An 18,090-nucleotide genomic window follows, 5' to 3' on the forward strand; every position below is an offset into this window, starting at 1 on the left:
ATGCGGACCCGATGGGTTAAATCTTCGCCGCAGGGATTGGAGGCAGACGCTTGGGAGGGCGTCCGCACATGCTGGATACGCCGAAAAGCGCTCTTTTTCATCACTATATGGGCATTTCGAGGCTGCTCGCCGGGCAGCTGGAGTTTAATGCCATCATTCAGGCGGTCGCAACCGAGATCAGCCATATCATCCCGCATGATCACATGGATGTCTGCATCAAGCAGCTGGATGACAAGTATCACATTGCCTATGAGAGCGGTCTGGTCAGCGCCTGGAGCCGACAGCCGCCCGCACTTCTCACCGGAAGCCCGATCCGGTCGCTGTTGTCAGGCTCGGTCGAATATCTTTTAAGCGGCGACGCCTGCTCCGATCCGCGCTTTCATTTCGAAGGGTCATTTTCCAGCCCCATCATCGAACTTGGCCTGCACAGCCGCCTGCATGTCCCCATGAAGGTGCATGGCGACATCATCGGTGCGCTCAGTTGCTCCTCGCACCAGTCGAACGCCTATGCGATGGAAGATGTCACCAATGCGCGCGCCGTTGCGGATTTGCTGGCGCCCTATTTCTACGCCATTCGTGCCGCTGAACAGGCCAAGCGCTCGGCCATCGAGGAGGCGCGCGCCAATGCCCGCGAAGAAGGCCTGCGCCTCGGCGCGCTGCAATTGACGGAAGCGCTGGAGGCCGAGCGGCAGCGCATCGGCATGGACCTGCATGACCAGACTCTGGCCGACCTGACGCGGCTTGCGCGGCGTATCGAGCGAATGAGCCACACTCCCGATATTTCCGGCGAGATGCTGGAGCCGGTGGTGCGCAGCCTGCAGCATTGCATGCAGGATCTACGCGAGATTATCGAGGAGGCGAAACCCTCGATCCTGCAATTGTTCGGCGTCGTTGAAGCCATCGAGACCTATGTGGACCGCTCCGTGCGCGACAGCGGATGCGCTATCGACTGGTCAGTGAGGGACGAGACGGAGGGGCTGGTTGAAAGGCTGGACAAGACGGTGGCCATATCGCTCTTCCGCATCGTGCAGGAGGCCGTGAACAATGCCATTCGCCATGCCCAGCCCGAAACGATTGCCGTGAGACTGGCCGCAATCGACGGCGGGTTGCGGGTGACCGTGAGCGATGACGGCAATGGCGGCGGTGACAGTGGTGCCCCCGGCGGTCTAGGCATGGGCAACATGAAGACGCGGGCGCGGCTGATCTCTGCCCGGTTCGACAGAGGCGGCAACCGTGATGGGGCGGGTACCTGCATCACCGTCACCCTGCCTGCGGGCGCTTTCAATTTTCGGGAGGAGATGTGACATGGACGTGCTCATCGTTGAGGATGATGCCCTGCACCGGGCCTATCTGAACGAGGCGGTAAGAGCCGCCCTGCCGGAATGCGACAAGGTGCTGGAGGCGGCAAACGGCAGAACCGGCGAAAAGCTGGCGCGGGAAAATCGCGCCGCCCATATCGTCATGGACTTGCAGATGAACGAGCGCAACGGCATCGAGGCGGCCCGCACCATCTGGAAGGAAAGGCCGGATACCCGCATCCTGTTCTGGTCCAATTATTCCGACGAGGCCTATGTACGTGGCGTTTCCCGCATCGTGCCTGAGGGTGCCGCCTATGGCTATGTGCTGAAATCCGCCTCCGATGATCGCCTGCGGCTGGCCCTTCGCAGCATCTTCATCGAGGCGCAATGTGTGATCGACCGGGAAGTGCGCGGCCTGCAGGAGAAGAGCCTCGGCAAGGCGCATGGCTTTACCGATTCCGAATATGAAATTCTTGTCGATGTCGCGCTTGGACTTACCGATAAGGCGATTGCGCGCCGGCGGAACCTGTCGCTTCGCAGCGTGCAGAACCGTCTGCAAAGTCTCTACGAGAAGCTGAACGTGCATCAGGCGGCCGGCGATGACGAGGCGGAAGGCCGGTATAATCTTAGAACCCGCGCCGTTACCGTCGCATTCCTGCGCAAGCTTTTGAATTACAGCGCGCTGGAAAAGGCCGAACGCGAACTGGCGGAATGGGTGGGAGGCCGCTGACCTGTCAGGGTAAAAAGGCCAGCAGACGTCGTTCATCCGCCCTGAGGCCGGAGACGGGTTTTGCCCCGACCTTCAAGATGCGGCTGAGCTTTTTCTGGGCCTTTTCCTCCGTGGCGATATCGAGAACAGCGGGGTGCACATAGCTCTTGCGGCAGATGGCAGGCGTATTGGAAAGCTCGGTCGCCGCAGCCTGGCACATGCCCTTTATGCTCGGTTTTTCACCGGCTGCCACATGCTCCATGGCGTTGCAGAAGGCCGCGAGCGTTCCGCCCCAGGTGCGGAAGGTCTTGGCGGAAATGCCCTGGCCGCCGATGCGTGAGAGATATGCGTTGAGATCGCTGGAATCGACGGAGTGAACCCTGTTTTCACTATCCTGCCAGACGAAGAGTTCCTTGCCGGGCAGATCGGCGATCTCTTCAAGAATTTTCTGGAGGCGGGGGTGGCGTAATTGCCGTTTCACCTTCTGCCCGCCTTTGGCGGCGAAGCGCAATTCGATGGTTTCACCGAAGGAAACGTGCCGCTTGAGCAATGTCGTTGCGCCATAGGTGCCGTTACTCTCAAGATAGGAGCGATTTCCGACGCGCAAATAGGCGGCATCAAGCAACAGGGTGAGGGCTGCAAGCGTCATTTCCTGCCCGTGGTCCTGTTTACCGACGTCGGCCATGGCGCGACGGCGGATGGCAGGGAGCGCCCTTCCGAAGCTTTTGAGCTGGAAGAACTTCGTTTCTCCCCTGAGCGTATGCCAGTCGGGATGATAACGATATTGCTTTCGGCCGCGGGCATCAAACCCGGTGGCCTGCAGATGCCCCGACGGGTCGATGCAGATCCAGACATCCTTATACGCGGGCGGTACACCGAGCGATTTGATGCGCTTCAGCTCATCACTATCGCAGAGGAGTTCGCCGCCCGGCAGCCGATAACAGAAACCGCGCCCGCGTTTCTCGCGGGAAATACCCGGTTCCTGATCACTGACATAGGCAAGTCCGATTTTGGCAAGAAGGCGGGTTGGCGGCTGTGGCATTGTTTTTCCCGGCAGGTTTCACGCTGCGGCAAACGAAAAACAGGCCGCCTTCGTTCCGGCGGCCTGCTGTTCCTGTCATGGCTTTCTCAGGTGGCCTTGGCGATCCGTAAAATTTGCGAGTTGCCGCCGCCGCGTTCTTCAGTCACGGCATAAACAGCGCCATCCGGACCCACTTTCACATCACGAATGCGCGCTTCCAGCGGCAATCGGCTTTCCGTCGCAACCCTGTCGCCGTCTATGTGCAGAATGACGAGGCCCTGACTTACCAGACCGCCGACGATGAAGGCTCCCTTCCACTCGGGAATCCCGTCACCGTCGTAAAAGGCCATGCCGGACGGGCCGATGACGGGATCCCAATAATAAACCGGCTGTTCCATGCCTTCCTTGGCTGTTGCACCCTCGCCAACCGCCCGGCCGCTATATTCCACCCCGTAGGTAATCACCGGCCAGCCATAGTTAAGGCCGGCTTTCGGCAGGTTCAGCTCGTCGCCGCCCTTCGGCCCATGCTCGACGGTCCAGAGCCGGCCCTGACCATCCAAAGCCGCGGCTTGAAGATTGCGGTGGCCGTAGCTCCAGATTTCCGGAAGAGCATTCTGCTGTCCGGCGAAGGGATTTCCCTCGAAGGCCTTGCCATCGGCATCAATCCGGAAGACTTTTCCGAGACCGCTCGACAGATCCTGCGCCTGCACGCGCGGCGTGGCATCCGAACGCTCCCCGACGGTGACGTAAAGTTCGTTGTCCGGTCCGAAAACCAGCCGTGATCCGAAATGCTTGTCGCCATCATAGGTCGGCATCTGGCGGAAGATCACCGAGACGTCTTCCAGTTTCGCCGCTCCACCGTCTTCTGTCAGTTTGGCCGATGCGACGGAGGTGCCGTTACCGCCCTCACGCGGCTCGGAAAAGGAGAAGAAGATTTTACGGGAGGTTTCGAAATCGGGCGCCAGCGCTATGTCGAGAAGCCCGCCCTGTCCATCGGAAGCCACCTCCGGCACGCCTTCTATCGCCGGCCCGGCCTTGCCGTCAGAGACGATATGCATGGCGCCCTCCTTGGCAGCGACGATCATGCGACCATCGGGCAGGAATTCCATGGACCACAGATGCGGCAGACCATCGGCGACGACGGTTTTTTCGATGCTCGGCTGGGCAGCAGCCTGCGGCGCGCGCGTCTGGCCCTCAAAAGCCGGTTTCTGATCCGGCGCATTGGGCCGTTTCGTTTCGGCAGCCGGGGCGGTCTGTGCGTTGGCTGCGCCGGCCAAAGGAACGGCAAGCATCGCGCACAGGATCGTCGAATTCAGAAATCGGTTGTTGTGGAACATGGGTCTCCCTTCCGTCGTTTAGGTCACGCAGGAAACCATTTGGGGAGGATTTCGTTTCCTTCGACAGTTTCAAGAAAACTTGATCATTGCGTGTGCAGGCGTCACGCTCTTTTCTCATCCATGCGAATTCATAGGGAACCGTGAGCCGTGCGCTGCGTTTGGCCTCTGTTATACGGAGGGCGCCATGCAGATCATCGACAACAAGACCATAGACGCGAACAGAACCAAGCCGATCCTCAACGTGGCGGAGTTCTGCCGCCGTTATCGGCTCGACAAGGCTGAGGAAGTCAGGCTCAGAAAGCTGTTCGGTGAGTTCGCCTCGCGGCATGAGCTTCTGATGAACGCGCAGCGAAAGCCGAACTTCCGCTGATCATTCATCCTCGTCGTGGGATTTTCCGAAGATCATGAAGACATCATAGCGGGTGTTCTTACCCAGTATCTGATGCGATGGCTTGCGAACACCCGGCATCGGGTCGGCGCGGAGCGGCCACTTCAGAACCACCCGCTTCGTCGCATTCTCCAGCGCAGCCTCCATCAGCTCAACCTGGTCCGGGTCGGCGCCGACCAGTTCTCTCAGCACCCGCATCTCTTTTTTCACCAACGCCGTGTTGTGGCGCGGCGGATGCATGGGGTCGACAATCACCACCTCCGGTAACAGTTCTTTCAGCAAATGCCGGGAGTCGCCGTGGAGCAACGTCATGCGCGCTGCCGCCTCGGCATAAGCGCCGCCGGCTTCCAGTGCACGACGAATGCCGTCAGCGAGGTGTGCGTGCATTTCCGGCGAGCGCTCGATGAGGGTGACGTCAGCCCCGAGCGATGCGAGCAGGAAGGCGTCCCGCCCGAGGCCAGCCGTGGCATCGACGATTTTTGGCGTGCGGCCTTTGGTGAAACCTGCGGCCTTGGGCAGTGCCTGTCCGCGCCCCTCGCCGGAACGAAAACGGTGCCCCACCGCGCCGCCGACAAAATCCACCACGAAACTATCGTCTTGTTCCTTCATATCGACCTCAGAACGGAGAGGGCACGGTATAGATGACATCCCGGCCGTCCGGATGACGGAATGCCACTTCCTGCGCATGCAGCATCAGGCGGGGCGCGGCGGAGAGCGCCTCACCTTCGGCATAAAATTCATCGCCGAGAATGGGATGGCCAAGCGCCTTCATATGCACCCGCAATTGATGGGTGCGCCCTGTGAGGGGAGTGAGCGCCAGTCGCGTCGCTGGAAGCGGCAGTCGTTGCAGCACCTGCCACAGGCTCTGCGCGGACTTGCCATTTTCGTGGTCGACCCGGTGGCGGGGCTTGTTGTCGGGATCGATGGCGAGCGGCAGGTCCACTTCTCCGGCCTCTCCGGCAACCTCTCCCCAGACAATGGCGACATAGGATTTGCGCGTCTGGCGGTTTTCAAACTGCGACGCAATTGCCGCGTGCGCCTTGCGGTTCAGCGACATCAGCACGATGCCCGAGGTGTCCTTGTCCAGCCGGTTGATCATCAGCGCTTTCGGGAACTGCTTCTGCACACGCGTCATGAGGCTGTCGGAAAGCGCCGGATCGCGCCCCGGCACCGATAACAGCCCGCTCGGCTTATCAAGCACCAGCAGATCGTCATCGCGGTGCACGATGGTGAGCCAAGGGTCGAGTGGCGGATTATAGATGAGGTTGGAAAGCTCGGATGACATGTCGCTTCCTTAGCACGAATTGCGCATTCGGACAGGCGGTAGAGCATTTCCAGGAAAGGTGGCCCCGGTTTTCCGACCGGAAATGCGCCGAAATAAAGAGTTAGAGGGTTTCCGCGATTCGAAGAAAAGCGAAAACTCTAGTCGGGAATATGGAGATTGACGCGTCCGCTGGTCAGGTCGCTAAGCAGCCGGGTCAGTCGTTCGGCTTCCACGGCCGGAACCGAGAGCAGCATATCCGCGCCGGTGCCGGTAAAGTCCTCCCTCTCAAGCCGCAGGTTCAGCGTGGCGGAAAGGCGTGATTTCACCAGTGCCAGGTCTGAGAAAGGGCAACTCAGCGTGGCGCTGACATAAGCGATGACCGGTGACGTCTCGCCGAGGCGAAGACAGGCGGCCGCCGTGCCGCCATAAGCGCGCATCAGCCCGCCGCTACCGAGCAGAATGCCGCCAAACCAGCGGATGACGAGAACCGCGACATTGTCGAGTGACTGACCGTCGATAGCCTGAAGGATCGGTTTACCGGCCGTTCCCGAGGGTTCGCCGTCATCGCTAAAACGATAGGTCTGACCCGCTCGCCATGCCCAGCAATTATGGTTTGCATCGGGATCGGAATGTGCCGCGAGGAATGTTTTCGCATCCTCTTCACCCGTCACCGGCGCGGCAAAGGCGATGAAGCGGCTTTTCTTGATATCCTGCGAAAAGGTGACGGGGCGGTCGAGCGTGAACATGGGCGCTTCAATATCGCATATATTCGCCTGCGGAAATCGCTATAAGGCTTTCAACGGTGAAGATGGCAATGGAGAGGGTTTTGGGCGAGGCGAGGCAGGTCGCAATTATCGGCGGCGGACCGGCGGGGCTGATGGCGGCAGAGATGCTCTCGGCTGCAGGCCATGCCGTGACGGTGTTCGAGGCGATGCCGACAGTGGCGCGCAAATTGCTGATGGCCGGAAAATCCGGTCTCAACATCACCCACGCCGAAGACTACGACAGTTTCCGCCACCGGTTCGGCGATGCGGAACCGAGGCTGCGCGCCGCTCTCGATGATTTCACGCCTGATATGCTGCGCGACTGGGCGCAGGGGCTGGGGCAGGAAACTTTCGCCGGCACTTCGGGCCGGGTGTTTCCCACCGTCATGAAGGCTTCGCCGTTGCTCCGGGCATGGCTCGCCCGGCTGGAGGCGCAGGGTGTCACCATCAGGACGCGGCATCGCTGGACGGGTTTTTCCGGCGAGCACCTGGTTTTCGCGACACCGGAGGGCGAGATCATCATCAAGGCCGATGCCGTTCTTCTGGCGCTCGGTGGCGCAAGCTGGCCGCGTCTCGGTTCGGACGCCGTATGGGTTCCGGCGCTGGCGGAGAGAGGCGTGGCGCTTTCCCCGTTCCGCCCCGCCAATTGCGGTTTCGACGTTGACTGGAGCGATGTCTTCCGCTCGCGTTTTGCGGGGGAAGCGGTGAAATCCACCATCACCATTTCGCCAGCCGGAGCCTTTCAGGGCGAATTCGTCATCACGAAGCATGGTATTGAGGGCAGCGTGATCTACGCCCATTCCGCCGCGCTGCGCGACCGGCTGGACGAGGCCGGCAAAGCGTCGCTCGCAATCGATCTTGCGCCGGGACGTACGGTGGAACGCCTCAGCGGCGATCTGGCGAAACTCGGACGGAAAGAGAGCTTTGCAAACCGCATGCGCAAGGCGGCAGGCTTATCGGCCGTGAAGGTCGGGCTTCTGCGGGAAATATTTCCCGATATAGCGGCCATGCCGGACGAGTTCGTCGCCGCGAGAATAAAGCATGCAGAGATTCCGCTTTTGCGGACGAGGCCGATTGCCGAGGCAATTTCGTCCGCCGGTGGTATCGCGTGGAGCGGCCTTGATGAAAACTACATGCTGGAAAAGCTCCCCGGCATATTTGCTGCCGGGGAAATGCTGGATTGGGAAGCGCCCACCGGCGGTTATCTCCTGACCGCCTGTTTCGCCAGCGGCAAGGCGGCCGCAAAGGGCATGGCCGCGTGGCTCGAAGGCTCAGCCTGACAAACGTTCAGCCATGCCTGCTTCCTCACCATGTGCGGTTCGGACGAGGCAGCGCATGATGGCATCGGTGGTGATTGCACCAAGCGCCTTGCCGTTTTCTCCGACGACCGTGGCGCTGCTGACATTTTCCCGGACCAGCGCGCGCAGGCCCTCTTCAACCGTCATATCCGCATCGAGCTGAAGGCGGGACTGGCCGGCAAATTCCGGCTGCACCACGGCGCCAAGGCGAATGACGCGGCCGCGATTGACCTCTTCCACGAAGGCCTCGATATAACTGTCCGCCGGCGACATGACGATTTCGGCGGCCGTTCCCTGCTGGATGATTTCGCCGTCGCGCAGAATGGCGATCTTGTCACCCAGCCGCAGCGCTTCGTCGAGATCGTGGGTGATGAAGACCACGGTCTTCTTCAGCTCCTTTTGAAGTTCCAGCAGCACCGTCTGCATGTCGACGCGGATGAGCGGATCGAGGGCAGAATAGGCCTCGTCCATGAGCAGGATTTCGGCATTGTTGGTGAGCGCCCGGGCGAGACCCACACGTTGCTGCATACCGCCGGAGAGCTGGTTGGGGTAATGGTTGGAGAAGCCCTCCAGGCCGACCCGCCTGATCCAGACCTCTGCCCTTTCTTCGCGCTCGCGCTTGTCGACGCCCTGCACCTCAAGGCCGTAGACGACATTCTGTAGCACGTTGCGGTGGGGCAGGAGACCGAATTTCTGGAACACCATCGCCGTCTTGTGGCGGCGGAATTCCAGAAGATCCGCTTCGTTGAGGCTGCACACGTCTGTGCCGCCATAGAGGATTTCGCCGGCGGTCGGGTCGATCAGCCGGTTGACATGGCGGATCAGCGTGGATTTGCCGGAGCCGGAAAGACCCATGATAACGGTGATCTGCCCGCCCGGCATGGTGATGTTGATGTCACGCAGGCCGAGCACATGGCCGTGCTTGGCGTTGAGTTCCGATTTGGACATGCCGGCTTTGACGGCTTCGACATGATCACCCGCTTTGGAGCCGAAAATCTTGTAAAGACTGCGAATTTCGATCGATTGACTAGCCATGCGCCACTTCCCGGTGTTTTTGCAGGCGAAGGCCATAGGCCTGGCTGATGCGGTCGAAAATGATGGCGATGCCGACGATGGCAAGCCCGTTGAACACGCCGAGCGTGAAATATTGGTTGGCGATGGCCTTCAGCACCGGCTGGCCGAGGCCCTGCACGCCGATCATGGAGGCGATGACGACCATGGCAAGCGCCATCATGATGGTCTGGTTGATGCCGGCCATGATGGTGGGCAGCGCGAGCGGCAGCTGAACTTTAAAAAGTTTCTGGCGTTTGGAGGAGCCGAAGGCATCGGCCGCCTCCAGAACGTCACGATCGACCATGCGGATGCCGAGATTGGTGAGCCGGATCATCGGCGGAATGGCATAGATGACGACGGCGATGACACCTGGCACACGGCCGATGCCGAGCAGCATGACGACGGGAATAAGATAGACGAAACTCGGCATCGTCTGCATCACATCGAGAACGGGGTTGATCACGTTCTGCAGGCGGTTGGACCGTGCCATGGCGATGCCGATGGGCAGGCCGACGATGATGGACAGCACGGCGCAGACGAAGATCATCGAAACCGTCTTCATCGTGTCTTCCCACATGCCGAACCAGCCGATGGCGAAGAGAATGCCGCAACAGAGCGAAACAATGGTGGCGCTGCGGCTGCCGAACCAGGCAAGAGCGCCGACAATAAGAATAACGACCGGCCAGGGGGCGCCGATCAAAAGCCTTTCCGCCCAGATGAGGAAGCTCTGGAGTGGGGTGAACAACCCCTCGATTGCGCCGCCATAGGTTCGGGTGAACGCCCGGAACCCCTCGTCGACGACTTTTTTCAGCGCGCGCAGAGCATCGTCATTCATGGTCGGAAATTTGAAAAGCCATTCCATATCCTGTTCTCCATGACGAACCGGAGGCGGGGATCGATGTCCTCCGCACTCCGGGAGTAAAATCGCCAGAGCGCCGCGCGGCCAACTGGACGCATGGGCGGAACGCTCTGTTGAACCGGCGCATCGTTATCAGCCAAAGCCGGGTAGCCGATGCGGTTCGGCGTCGCCGCGGGAGACGCCGGTTGCCGGGCAGATATGTCAGGACGCGCTTTTTAAAGGGCGGCCTTGACCTTTTCCGCGACCTCGGGCGAGACCCAGCCCTTCCACAGGGCTTCGTTTTCCTTCAGGAACTGCTTGGCGCCGTCTTCGCCGGTGGCCTGATTATCCGTCATCCAGGCGATCAGCTTGTTGACGGTGGCGTTGGTCCAGGCACGCTTGTTGAGATAATCCATTGCCGGACCGGCACGATCGGCAAAGGATTTGCTGACCAGCGTCTGTACGTCATCGATCGGCCAGGCGTTCGGCTTCGGATCGGCGCAATCGGCAACGGATGTGCAGCGTTTCCATTCGGCCGCGTCGTACTCAGTGCCGAATCCAAGTTTCACCATTTCGTATTTGCCGAGCAGGGAGGTGGGCGCCCAGTAATAGCCGACCCAGGGCTGCTTGGCTTCATAGGCCTTGGCGATGGAGCCGTCGAGACCTGCGGCAGAGCCGGTGTCCACGAGGGTGAAGCCGGCCTTCTCGCCGCCAAACGCCTTGAACAGCTGCGCGGTGACGACTGTGCCGCCCCAGCCCTGCGGGCCGTTGAACACAGCACCCTTGGACTTGTCTTCAGGCGATGGGAAGAGCTCGGGATGCTTGAAAAGATCAGGAATTGTTTTGAGATCGGGGTTGGCGTCAGCGACGTATTTCGGAATCCACCAGCCCTGAACAGCGCCATCGGAAAGGATTTTTGCGGCCGCGACCACTTTGCCGCCTTCCAGACCCTGCTTGACGATTTCCGGCTGCAGGCTGACCCAGGCCTCAGGTGCGATATCCGGCTGGCCTTTTTCGGCCATGGAGGTCAGTGTCGGCACCGTATCGCCGGTAACGATTTCGGCGGAGCAGCCATAGCCTTTTTCGAGAATGAATTTGTCCAGGTTGGCGGCAACTTCAGCGGATTGCCAGTTCATGCTGGCGATTGTTACGTTTCCACAGTCGGCGGCATGGGCTGCGCTGCCTGAAAAGGCGAAGCCGGCGGAAAGAATTGTGGCACCCAAAAGTATTTTCATTGTTGTTCCCTCTGGTCGCGGTGTGGCGATGACCCGGGCGCTGACGGCACCGCGACCGCCAGCACCCTTATTGAGGCTTAATAAATCTTTTGTCGCCATCCCGTTTGCGGCAATTTCTGGCGTATTGAGGATGCCATTCGCCGGACGAAGGCGCGATCGCAGGGCCATATTAGCGAAAATTTCGGAATTAAGATATTGAAACATATAGTTGTTTAGCGGCGCATCAACGATATTTCACAAGCGAGGGAACTTTTTCATTTTTTTGAAAAGTCCGGGAACAATCAGGCGAAGTTTCTGTTCTCTTGGACTTTTATCCCGTTCTGTATTACGGGAGATTTCTTCTCGATTTTTGTGGTGATTTTGAATGACCAATCTTCGTGCTGCCCCGGTATGGCCCATCGGCGGCGGTGAAACGGGTGAGCTTGTGCGCCGCTTCGACTGGTCGAAGACATCGCTTGGTTCGATTTGCGACTGGCCGCAAAATCTGAGGCAAAAAGCCAATTCCGTCGTCAATTCACCTATTCCGCAGGTGCTGATGTGGGGCCGCGATCATGTGATGATCTACAATGACGGTTATGCGGAGATCGCCGGTAATTACCATCCGCAGGCGCTGGGCGGCACGGTGCCCGGCATCTGGCCGGAAATCTGGGACTGGAACAGCCGCATTCTCGAAGCCGGTTTTCGCGGTGAAGTGTTGGCATATCGCGACCAGCCAATGACGCTTATGCGACATGGCATACCGGAAGAGGTGATCTTCGACCTGTTTTACACGCCTATCTATAATGAAGGTGGCACGGTTGATGGCGTATTGTGCACCGTGCTCGAAAATACCGACAAGGTGAAAGCCGTTGAGGCTATGGAGCAGAGCCGCAAGGAATTGAGCCGGCTCACCAACGCCCTGCCCATTCTGGTCGGATATGTCGATCGCGATTACATCTATAAATTTGCCAATGACGGTTATCTAGAATGGTTCGGCCGAAGTGGTGAAGACGTCATCGGGCGCAGCGTTCCCGAGATTGTCGGCGAGGCATTTTTCGATGCGCGCAAGGCCTATCTCGACCGGGCGCTTGCCGGTGAGAAGATCGTTTCGGATACCGTCATCAGCAGACCGGATGGCACCAAGCGCGCCGCTGAAATCCGGTATGTTCCGCGCTACATTGCCGACGGCTCCGTCGACGGCATCTATGTCCTGATCATCGATATCGAGGAGCGGAAGCGCTCGGAGCAGGAAATCCTCATCAGCAACAACCGTTTCCGCGCGGCGGTGGAGGCCGTGCACGGTGTGCTGTGGACCAACAGTGCCGAAGGCAGGATGCTGGGTGAGCAACCGGCATGGGCGGCGTTGACGGGCCAGACGCCCGAAGAATATCAGGGCTTCGGGTGGGCGGACGCCGTTCATCCGGAAGACAGGCAGGGTTCAGTCGATAGCTGGAACAAGGCGGTCGCGGAAAAATCGACCTATATCTGGGAACATCGCGTGCGCAGACATGACGGTGTCTATCGTACTTTCGCGATCCGCGGCGTGCCGATTTTCGACAAGTCAGGTGCTATTGCCGAATGGGTCGGCGTTCACACCGATATCACCGAGCAGCGCCGTGCCGAAGATACCCTCAAGGAACATGCGAGCAACCTTGAGCGTGAAATTCGCCATCGCATCCGGGCGGAAGAGCAGCTCCGGCAACTGAATGAGGGGTTGGAAGCCCGGGTCGAAGCTGAAATGGCGGAGCGCCGTCAGACCGAAAAGGCCCTTCAGCAGGCGCAGAAAATGGAATCGATCGGTCAGCTGACCGGTGGCGTGGCGCATGATTTCAACAATCTACTGCAGGTGATCGCCGGCAATCTGCAATTGCTGGCGAAAGATGTGATCGGCAATGAACGTGCGGAGCGCCGGCTGGAGAATGCGCTCGCGGGCGTCCAACGTGGTGCGAAGCTCGCGAGCCAGCTTCTGGCCTTCGGCCGCCGTCAGGCGCTGGAGCCGCGGGTCATCAATATTGCCCGTTTCGTAACCGGCATGGATGACCTGCTTCGCCGCTCGCTTGGTGAGGCGATCGAGGTGGAGGTCATCACGTCAGGCGGCCTCTGGAACACCTACGCCGACCCCAACCAGGTGGAAAACGCGCTTCTCAATCTCGCGATCAACGCGCGCGATGCCATGGAAGGGCACGGAAAGCTCACCATCGAGGTAGCCAATGCTGTTCTCGACCGCGATTACGCCCGCAAACATTCCGAGGTCACGGCCGGGCAATATGTGATGCTCGCGGTCACCGATACGGGTTCGGGCATGTCGCCGGAGATACTCGAAAAGGTCTTCGAACCGTTCTTCTCGACCAAGCCCGAGGGCAAGGGCACGGGCCTTGGCCTTTCCATGGTCTATGGTTTCGCCAAACAGTCCAGCGGGCATGTGAACATCTATAGCGAGGTGGGGCAGGGCACCACGGTGAAAATGTATCTGCCGCGTTCCGCAGCCGATGAGGACAGGGAGGTCGTGGTGCATAACGGCCCTGTCGAAGGTGGTACGGAGACGATCCTCGTGGTTGAGGACGATGAAGAAGTGCGCGGTACTGTCGTCGAAACTCTGAGCGATCTCGGTTACAGGGTGCTGACCGCACGCGACGCACAGGCGGGTTTGACGGTGGTGGAAAGCGGCATTCCGATCGATGTCATCTTCACCGACGTCGTGATGCCAGGCCCCTTGAAAAGCCGGGAAATGGCGCGTCGCGCACAGGAGCGGTTGCCCAATCTCGCCGTTCTTTTCACCTCGGGTTACACCGAAAACTCCATCGTGCATGGCGGCAAGCTGGATGCAGGTGTGGAACTGCTATCCAAACCCTATACGCGTGAAGCGCTGGCGCGGCGCATCCGCCACGTCATAGCCAACCGCAAGCAGGTTTCGCTGTCGAGGGCGCGGCCTGGTTCTTCGAAAATCCCCGAACCCGCCATGGCGGTCGACAACCGGGAGCGGTCAATCCGGGTTCTTCTGGTCGAGGATGACGAGCTGATCCGGATGAATTCCATGGAGATGCTTTCGGAGAGCGGCTTTGCCGTTGTTGAGGCTGGCAACGCGGCGCAGGCGCTGAAGGTTATCGAGTCGGAGCAGATCGACGTTCTCGTTACAGATATCGGCCTGCCGGACATGAAGGGCGGTGAACTGGCGGTGGAGGCCTTGCGCCGCAGGCCGGGTCTTGCCATCGTCTTTGCGACGGGCGACAGCCATCTGCCGGAGGGGGCGCCGGAAAGCGCAGTCCTGCTCACCAAGCCCTACGATGAACAGCAGATCATTGCCGCCGTAGAAAAGGCCCATACGGCGAGGCCGGCGGCGGCCGAATAGGCCGCCTTGGCGCCGGCTCAGTAACCGCGGTCCATGTCGACGGTTTCCGGCAGCTTGCCTGTTTCCCGCCATGTGCGGACGTTGCCAGCCACGATCCGCGCCGAACTCTCCTGGCTTGTCGGCGCGGAAATATGCGGCAGGGCGGTAACTTTGGGGTGCTGCCAAAATGGCGAAGCCGCAGGGAGTGGCTCGTGTTCGAAGACATCGAGGACGGCATGCGAGAGCTTGCCGGAATCGAGCGCCACGATCAACGCATCGGCGACGATGACGGCGCCGCGGGCGAAATTGATGACTGATGCGCCCTGTTTCATTGCGGCGAGACGGCGGGCATCGAGAAGACCGCGCGTCGCATCGGTAAGCGGCACAAGGCAGATGAGAATGTCGCTTTTTTCCAGCAATGCCTGCAGCCCTGCATCGCCGGTCAACGTTTCCACGCCTTCGATTGTTTTGGCCGAACGGCTCCATCCTGCGACGTTGAAGCCGGCATGGATAAGGCGCTCCGCCGCGGCCGCGCCGAGTGCTCCGAGCCCCAGGAGACCGATGGTCATCTCGCCGGGGTGGCGGTAATCCAGTTCCTGCCAGAGCGCCTTTCGCTGATTTTCGCGATAGGCGGGCATGTCACGCTGCAGATAATAGGTCCATGCCAGCACCGCTTCGGCCATGACGCGGGAAAGTTCCGGGTCCTTCAGCCGAACGATGGGGGGAGCCTTGCTGCCCAGTTCCAGCACCAGCCGCTCCACGCCCGCCCACAGGCTGTGGATCCATGAGAGGCCCGGAAGAGCGGCGATATCGGCCGGATCGGGATTGGCGACAATGGCAAATTCCACTGCCCGCCGCTGCTCGTCCGTCAATTCGGAAAAGGAGAGGATCTCCTCCTCCGGCATGGCGGCGCGCAACGCCTGTTTCCAAACGGCCTCCGTCTCTGCATTCATCCGTGAAACAAAGGCGATTGGTGAAGACATGGCATTGGTCCTGCTTGCGATTTTTTGCGTGACGCCATCAATGCGCAATTTCGGCGGGTAATGCCATGGGTGGAATAGGGGAATTTGTGATTCTTCCGTCATGCCGGACTAGATCCGGTATCCAGCCGCCGCGCGTCTGCGCGGCGCCAGGACTTCTTTCAGCTCAAGGACTTGGGCTGGCTGGACCCCGGCTCGGGGGCCGGGGTGACGGAGTGTGGATGCAACCGGCCTGTTAAATCTCTGCCACTACGCATCTTCTTTCACCGGCGGCTTTGCATCGCCGTAATAGGCCGAGAACGACTCGTGGTAATGCTCCGAACCGCCAGGTCCAGCATAACGCTGCAGTTCCGTCATGTCGGTCTTGTTGAGCACGATGCCGAGCGTCTTGTTGGCGATCTGCGGTTCGTTGGCCATCAGGTTCTGCACCATCTGGATCGGTGTCTTGCCCCATTCGGTGACGAAGACGAAGCCGTCCACCTGCGGCGCAAAGGCCTTGGCGTCGATGACGGGCACAACGGGTGCAAGGTCAACGATGATGTAGTCGCAGGCCTCGCGAGCCGAGTCGATAAACTTGCGCATGCCGGAAGAGGAGAGCAATTCGCTTGAATGGGCGAACTGGTTGCTGGTCGAAACCGGCAGAATGCCCATCTTGGTGCGCGTGTCCACTTTCACCGCCTGCGTCCATGGCACCTCATCAAGCACGACCTCCACCAGACCGGCGGATTGGCGCGTGGTCAGCATGCGGCTGAGACCCGGGTTGCGGATGTCGGCATCCACCACAAGCGTGCGCTTGCCGGTGGAGGCGATCAGGCCCGCGAGGTTGAGCGCAACGACCGATTTGCCCTCATTCGGCAGGCAGGAAATGACGCCGATGACCCGGCACTGGCGCTCCTGAATAACGACATCCGCCGTCAGTTTCACGTTGCGCAGCGTTTCCGCAAAACTGGAGCGCGGACTGTCAACGGCGAGGCGCAGCATTTTCTGGAACGAAACCTGTCCGCTGTCCTCAAGCGTGGCGTTTTCGCCGCCGGGGGTTGCGGCGCTGTTTCCGGTCTTGGCGTTTTCCACACCCCTTTCGCCGATGAAGGGAAGGTAGCCGAGAAAGCGCATGCGCAGGTTATCACGCACATCGTTGCCGGTGTGGAAGAAGCGGTCGCGGAATTCGAGAAGTGCCGCAATGCCCCCACCCAGCATCAGGCCTAATACGACCGAAAGCGCCATTGTCATGGTCTTTTTCGGGCTGGAAGGCGATGTGGGAAGACCGGCCTCGGAGATGATGCGGGCTTTGGCGATCGGCAGCGACTGCTTCTGCGAAGCCTCTTCGAAGCGTCCGAGATAGGACTGGTAGAGGGTGCGCAGGGCCGTCGCCCGCTGCTCGAGCTCGCGCAGCTGCACCATGGTGATATTGGCTTCCGAATTACGGCCAGCCACCTTGTCGATACTGTCGCGCAACGACTGTACGCGCGAATTTGCGACGTCGTATTCGTTCTTGAAGCTGCCGGTCAGCTGCTGCAGTTCCTGGAAGATCTGCTGCGCCACTTCTTTCTTCTCGGCGTCCAGCGCGGCTGCCTGCGGATGGTCTGCTCCGAACTGCTGCACAATGCCCCGTTGCCGGTCGGAAATGGTGATGTAGCGCTTGCGCAGATCCTGAATAACGGAATTGTCGGTATCACGGGCCGAGACGACGGCGTTGTCGACGGCCGTTTCCGGGCCGCGGTCGATGATGGATTTATACTGATTGTAACGGGCGGAGGCCGTCGCGGCATCCGCCTGTGCCGCAATCAGCTGGCCATTGAGATCGGCAAGCTGGCCTTCCGACATCAGTTCGCCGCGCGAGGACACGATATTGTTGTCGGACCTGAATTTCTGCACCGCAAGCTCTGCCGCCTGGGCGCGCTGGTTAAGGTCGGTCAGGCGTTCCTGCAACCAGACAGAGGCCCGCTCGCTGGCGTCGAAATTGGCGTTCAGCTGCTCGGTGAGATAGGCCTGCGCGTAGGTCTTGGCGATGTGTGCGGCCAGCTGGCGGTCAGTCGAACGGGTGGAGATTGCGATGACGGAACTGCGACCGACCCGCTCCACAGTCAGCGACTGCTGCAGCACGGCGGCAGCCTTTTCGCGGCGCCCGGCACGGATTGCGGCTTCGGAGACCGGCGGATCGCCCGGCAGGACGAGATCGAGGATACCGCGCACGGAGGATTTGACGAGCTCGACCGGCGACATCGGCGGATTGACGATGGTGTCGTTCTCGTCAAGCTTGGCCTTGTCCACCACGGTCAGCGCCATTTCCTTGGATTTCAGGATTTCCACGGCGCTGGCGATGCGGTTGTCGACGATCTGGGCAGCGGGCACAGGCGATTCCTCTTCCGCATAACGGGAGAGGCTTTCATCGAGCAGCACCTGCGTCATCGCCGTATAAACAGGGGTCGCAAGCACCAGGTAAAGTCCGGCCAAAACTACGGCGGCAATGACGGAGGCGGCAATGACGTTGGCACGGCGCACCACGGCGGCCCACAGGCGGTCGAGGTCGATGAACGTGTCGGAATCCTTGCCGGATTCCGGAAAACCGATATTGGATTTAAAGGTCTTGTGGTGCAT

General features: G+C 60.1%; 15 protein-coding genes. 5 read left to right on the plus strand and 10 right to left on the minus strand.

The genetic code is table 11. The annotated features are described in order from the left end of the window. Window positions 1–68: 68 nt before the first annotated feature. Window positions 69–1,304, plus strand: coding sequence for a sensor histidine kinase (locus BTN45_RS20025; RefSeq protein ID WP_112765952.1), 1,236 nt, complete (start codon window positions 69–71; stop codon window positions 1,302–1,304). A 1-nt stretch (window position 1,305) separates the two neighbouring features. Beyond that, window positions 1,306–2,028, plus strand: a complete 723-nt coding sequence (locus BTN45_RS20030) for a response regulator transcription factor (RefSeq protein WP_004437639.1) — start codon at window positions 1,306–1,308, stop codon at window positions 2,026–2,028. A gap of 4 nt (window positions 2,029–2,032) precedes the next feature. Here BTN45_RS20030 and BTN45_RS20035 read toward each other — a convergent pair whose 3' ends face one another. Together BTN45_RS20035 and BTN45_RS20040 are read right to left on the minus strand one after the other, a co-directional pair. Then, complete coding sequence (locus tag BTN45_RS20035; RefSeq protein WP_004437641.1) at window positions 2,033–3,049, minus strand: DNA topoisomerase IB; 1,017 nt, start codon at window positions 3,047–3,049, stop codon at window positions 2,033–2,035. 86 nt (window positions 3,050–3,135) lie between these two features. Next, window positions 3,136–4,365 carry a PQQ-dependent sugar dehydrogenase gene (locus tag BTN45_RS20040; RefSeq protein ID WP_207590715.1) on the minus strand — a complete coding sequence of 410 codons (1,230 nt, stop codon included), beginning with the start codon at window positions 4,363–4,365 and terminating at the stop codon, window positions 3,136–3,138. Window positions 4,366–4,549: 184 nt separating this feature from the next. Here BTN45_RS20040 and BTN45_RS20045 point away from each other — a divergent pair, with 184 nt between their 5' ends. Next, on the plus strand, window positions 4,550–4,735 hold the full coding sequence (locus BTN45_RS20045) for a hypothetical protein (RefSeq protein ID WP_004437649.1): 186 nt from the start codon (window positions 4,550–4,552) through the stop codon (window positions 4,733–4,735). Here BTN45_RS20045 and BTN45_RS20050 read toward each other — a convergent pair whose 3' ends face one another. From BTN45_RS20050 to BTN45_RS20060, 3 genes are all read right to left on the minus strand, one after another. Beyond that, entirely contained in the window at window positions 4,736–5,362 is a 627-nt protein-coding gene (locus BTN45_RS20050) for a class I SAM-dependent methyltransferase (protein ID WP_207590716.1), read from the minus strand. It lies immediately after the preceding gene. A gap of 7 nt (window positions 5,363–5,369) precedes the next feature. Continuing rightward, window positions 5,370–6,038, minus strand: a complete 669-nt coding sequence (locus BTN45_RS20055) for a pseudouridine synthase (RefSeq protein WP_207590718.1) — start codon at window positions 6,036–6,038, stop codon at window positions 5,370–5,372. 137 nt (window positions 6,039–6,175) lie between these two features. Then, window positions 6,176–6,763: a YigZ family protein gene (locus BTN45_RS20060; protein WP_207590720.1), complete on the minus strand. Its 588-nt coding sequence runs from the start codon at window positions 6,761–6,763 to the stop codon at window positions 6,176–6,178. Between the two features lie 68 nt (window positions 6,764–6,831). On the opposite strand from BTN45_RS20060, the gene BTN45_RS20065 reads away from it, so the two are divergent. Next, window positions 6,832–8,061, plus strand: a complete 1,230-nt coding sequence (locus BTN45_RS20065; RefSeq protein ID WP_207590721.1) for a TIGR03862 family flavoprotein — start codon at window positions 6,832–6,834, stop codon at window positions 8,059–8,061. Here the strand turns inward: BTN45_RS20065 and BTN45_RS20070 are convergent. The 3 genes from BTN45_RS20070 to BTN45_RS20080 form a co-directional block, all read right to left on the minus strand. Continuing rightward, complete coding sequence (locus BTN45_RS20070; protein ID WP_004437660.1) at window positions 8,053–9,114, minus strand: glycine betaine/L-proline ABC transporter ATP-binding protein; 1,062 nt, start codon at window positions 9,112–9,114, stop codon at window positions 8,053–8,055. The genes BTN45_RS20065 and BTN45_RS20070 overlap by 9 nt on opposite strands. Further along, the gene (locus BTN45_RS20075) at window positions 9,107–9,994 is read right to left on the minus strand and encodes a proline/glycine betaine ABC transporter permease (protein WP_207590722.1); all 888 of its coding nucleotides are present in this window, start codon (window positions 9,992–9,994) and stop codon (window positions 9,107–9,109) included. The genes BTN45_RS20070 and BTN45_RS20075 overlap by 8 nt, the downstream gene beginning before the upstream one ends. A 212-nt stretch (window positions 9,995–10,206) precedes the next feature. Further along, window positions 10,207–11,205, minus strand: a complete 999-nt coding sequence (locus BTN45_RS20080; protein WP_100911604.1) for an ABC transporter substrate-binding protein — start codon at window positions 11,203–11,205, stop codon at window positions 10,207–10,209. Between the two features lie 364 nt (window positions 11,206–11,569). Here BTN45_RS20080 and BTN45_RS20085 point away from each other — a divergent pair, with 364 nt between their 5' ends. Next, on the plus strand, window positions 11,570–14,533 hold the full coding sequence (locus tag BTN45_RS20085) for a PAS domain-containing protein (protein ID WP_108081716.1): 2,964 nt from the start codon (window positions 11,570–11,572) through the stop codon (window positions 14,531–14,533). 17 nt (window positions 14,534–14,550) lie between these two features. On the opposite strand, the gene BTN45_RS20090 is transcribed toward BTN45_RS20085, so the two are convergent. After that, on the minus strand, window positions 14,551–15,495 hold the full coding sequence (locus BTN45_RS20090; RefSeq protein ID WP_207590723.1) for a glyoxylate/hydroxypyruvate reductase A: 945 nt from the start codon (window positions 15,493–15,495) through the stop codon (window positions 14,551–14,553). Window positions 15,496–15,741: 246 nt separating this feature from the next. Further along, window positions 15,742–18,090, minus strand: a complete 2,349-nt coding sequence (locus BTN45_RS20095) for a polysaccharide biosynthesis tyrosine autokinase (protein WP_004437674.1) — start codon at window positions 18,088–18,090, stop codon at window positions 15,742–15,744.

Source organism: Rhizobium sp. ZX09, from assembly GCF_017357485.1.
GTDB classification, from domain to species: domain Bacteria; phylum Pseudomonadota; class Alphaproteobacteria; order Rhizobiales; family Rhizobiaceae; genus Agrobacterium; species Agrobacterium pusense.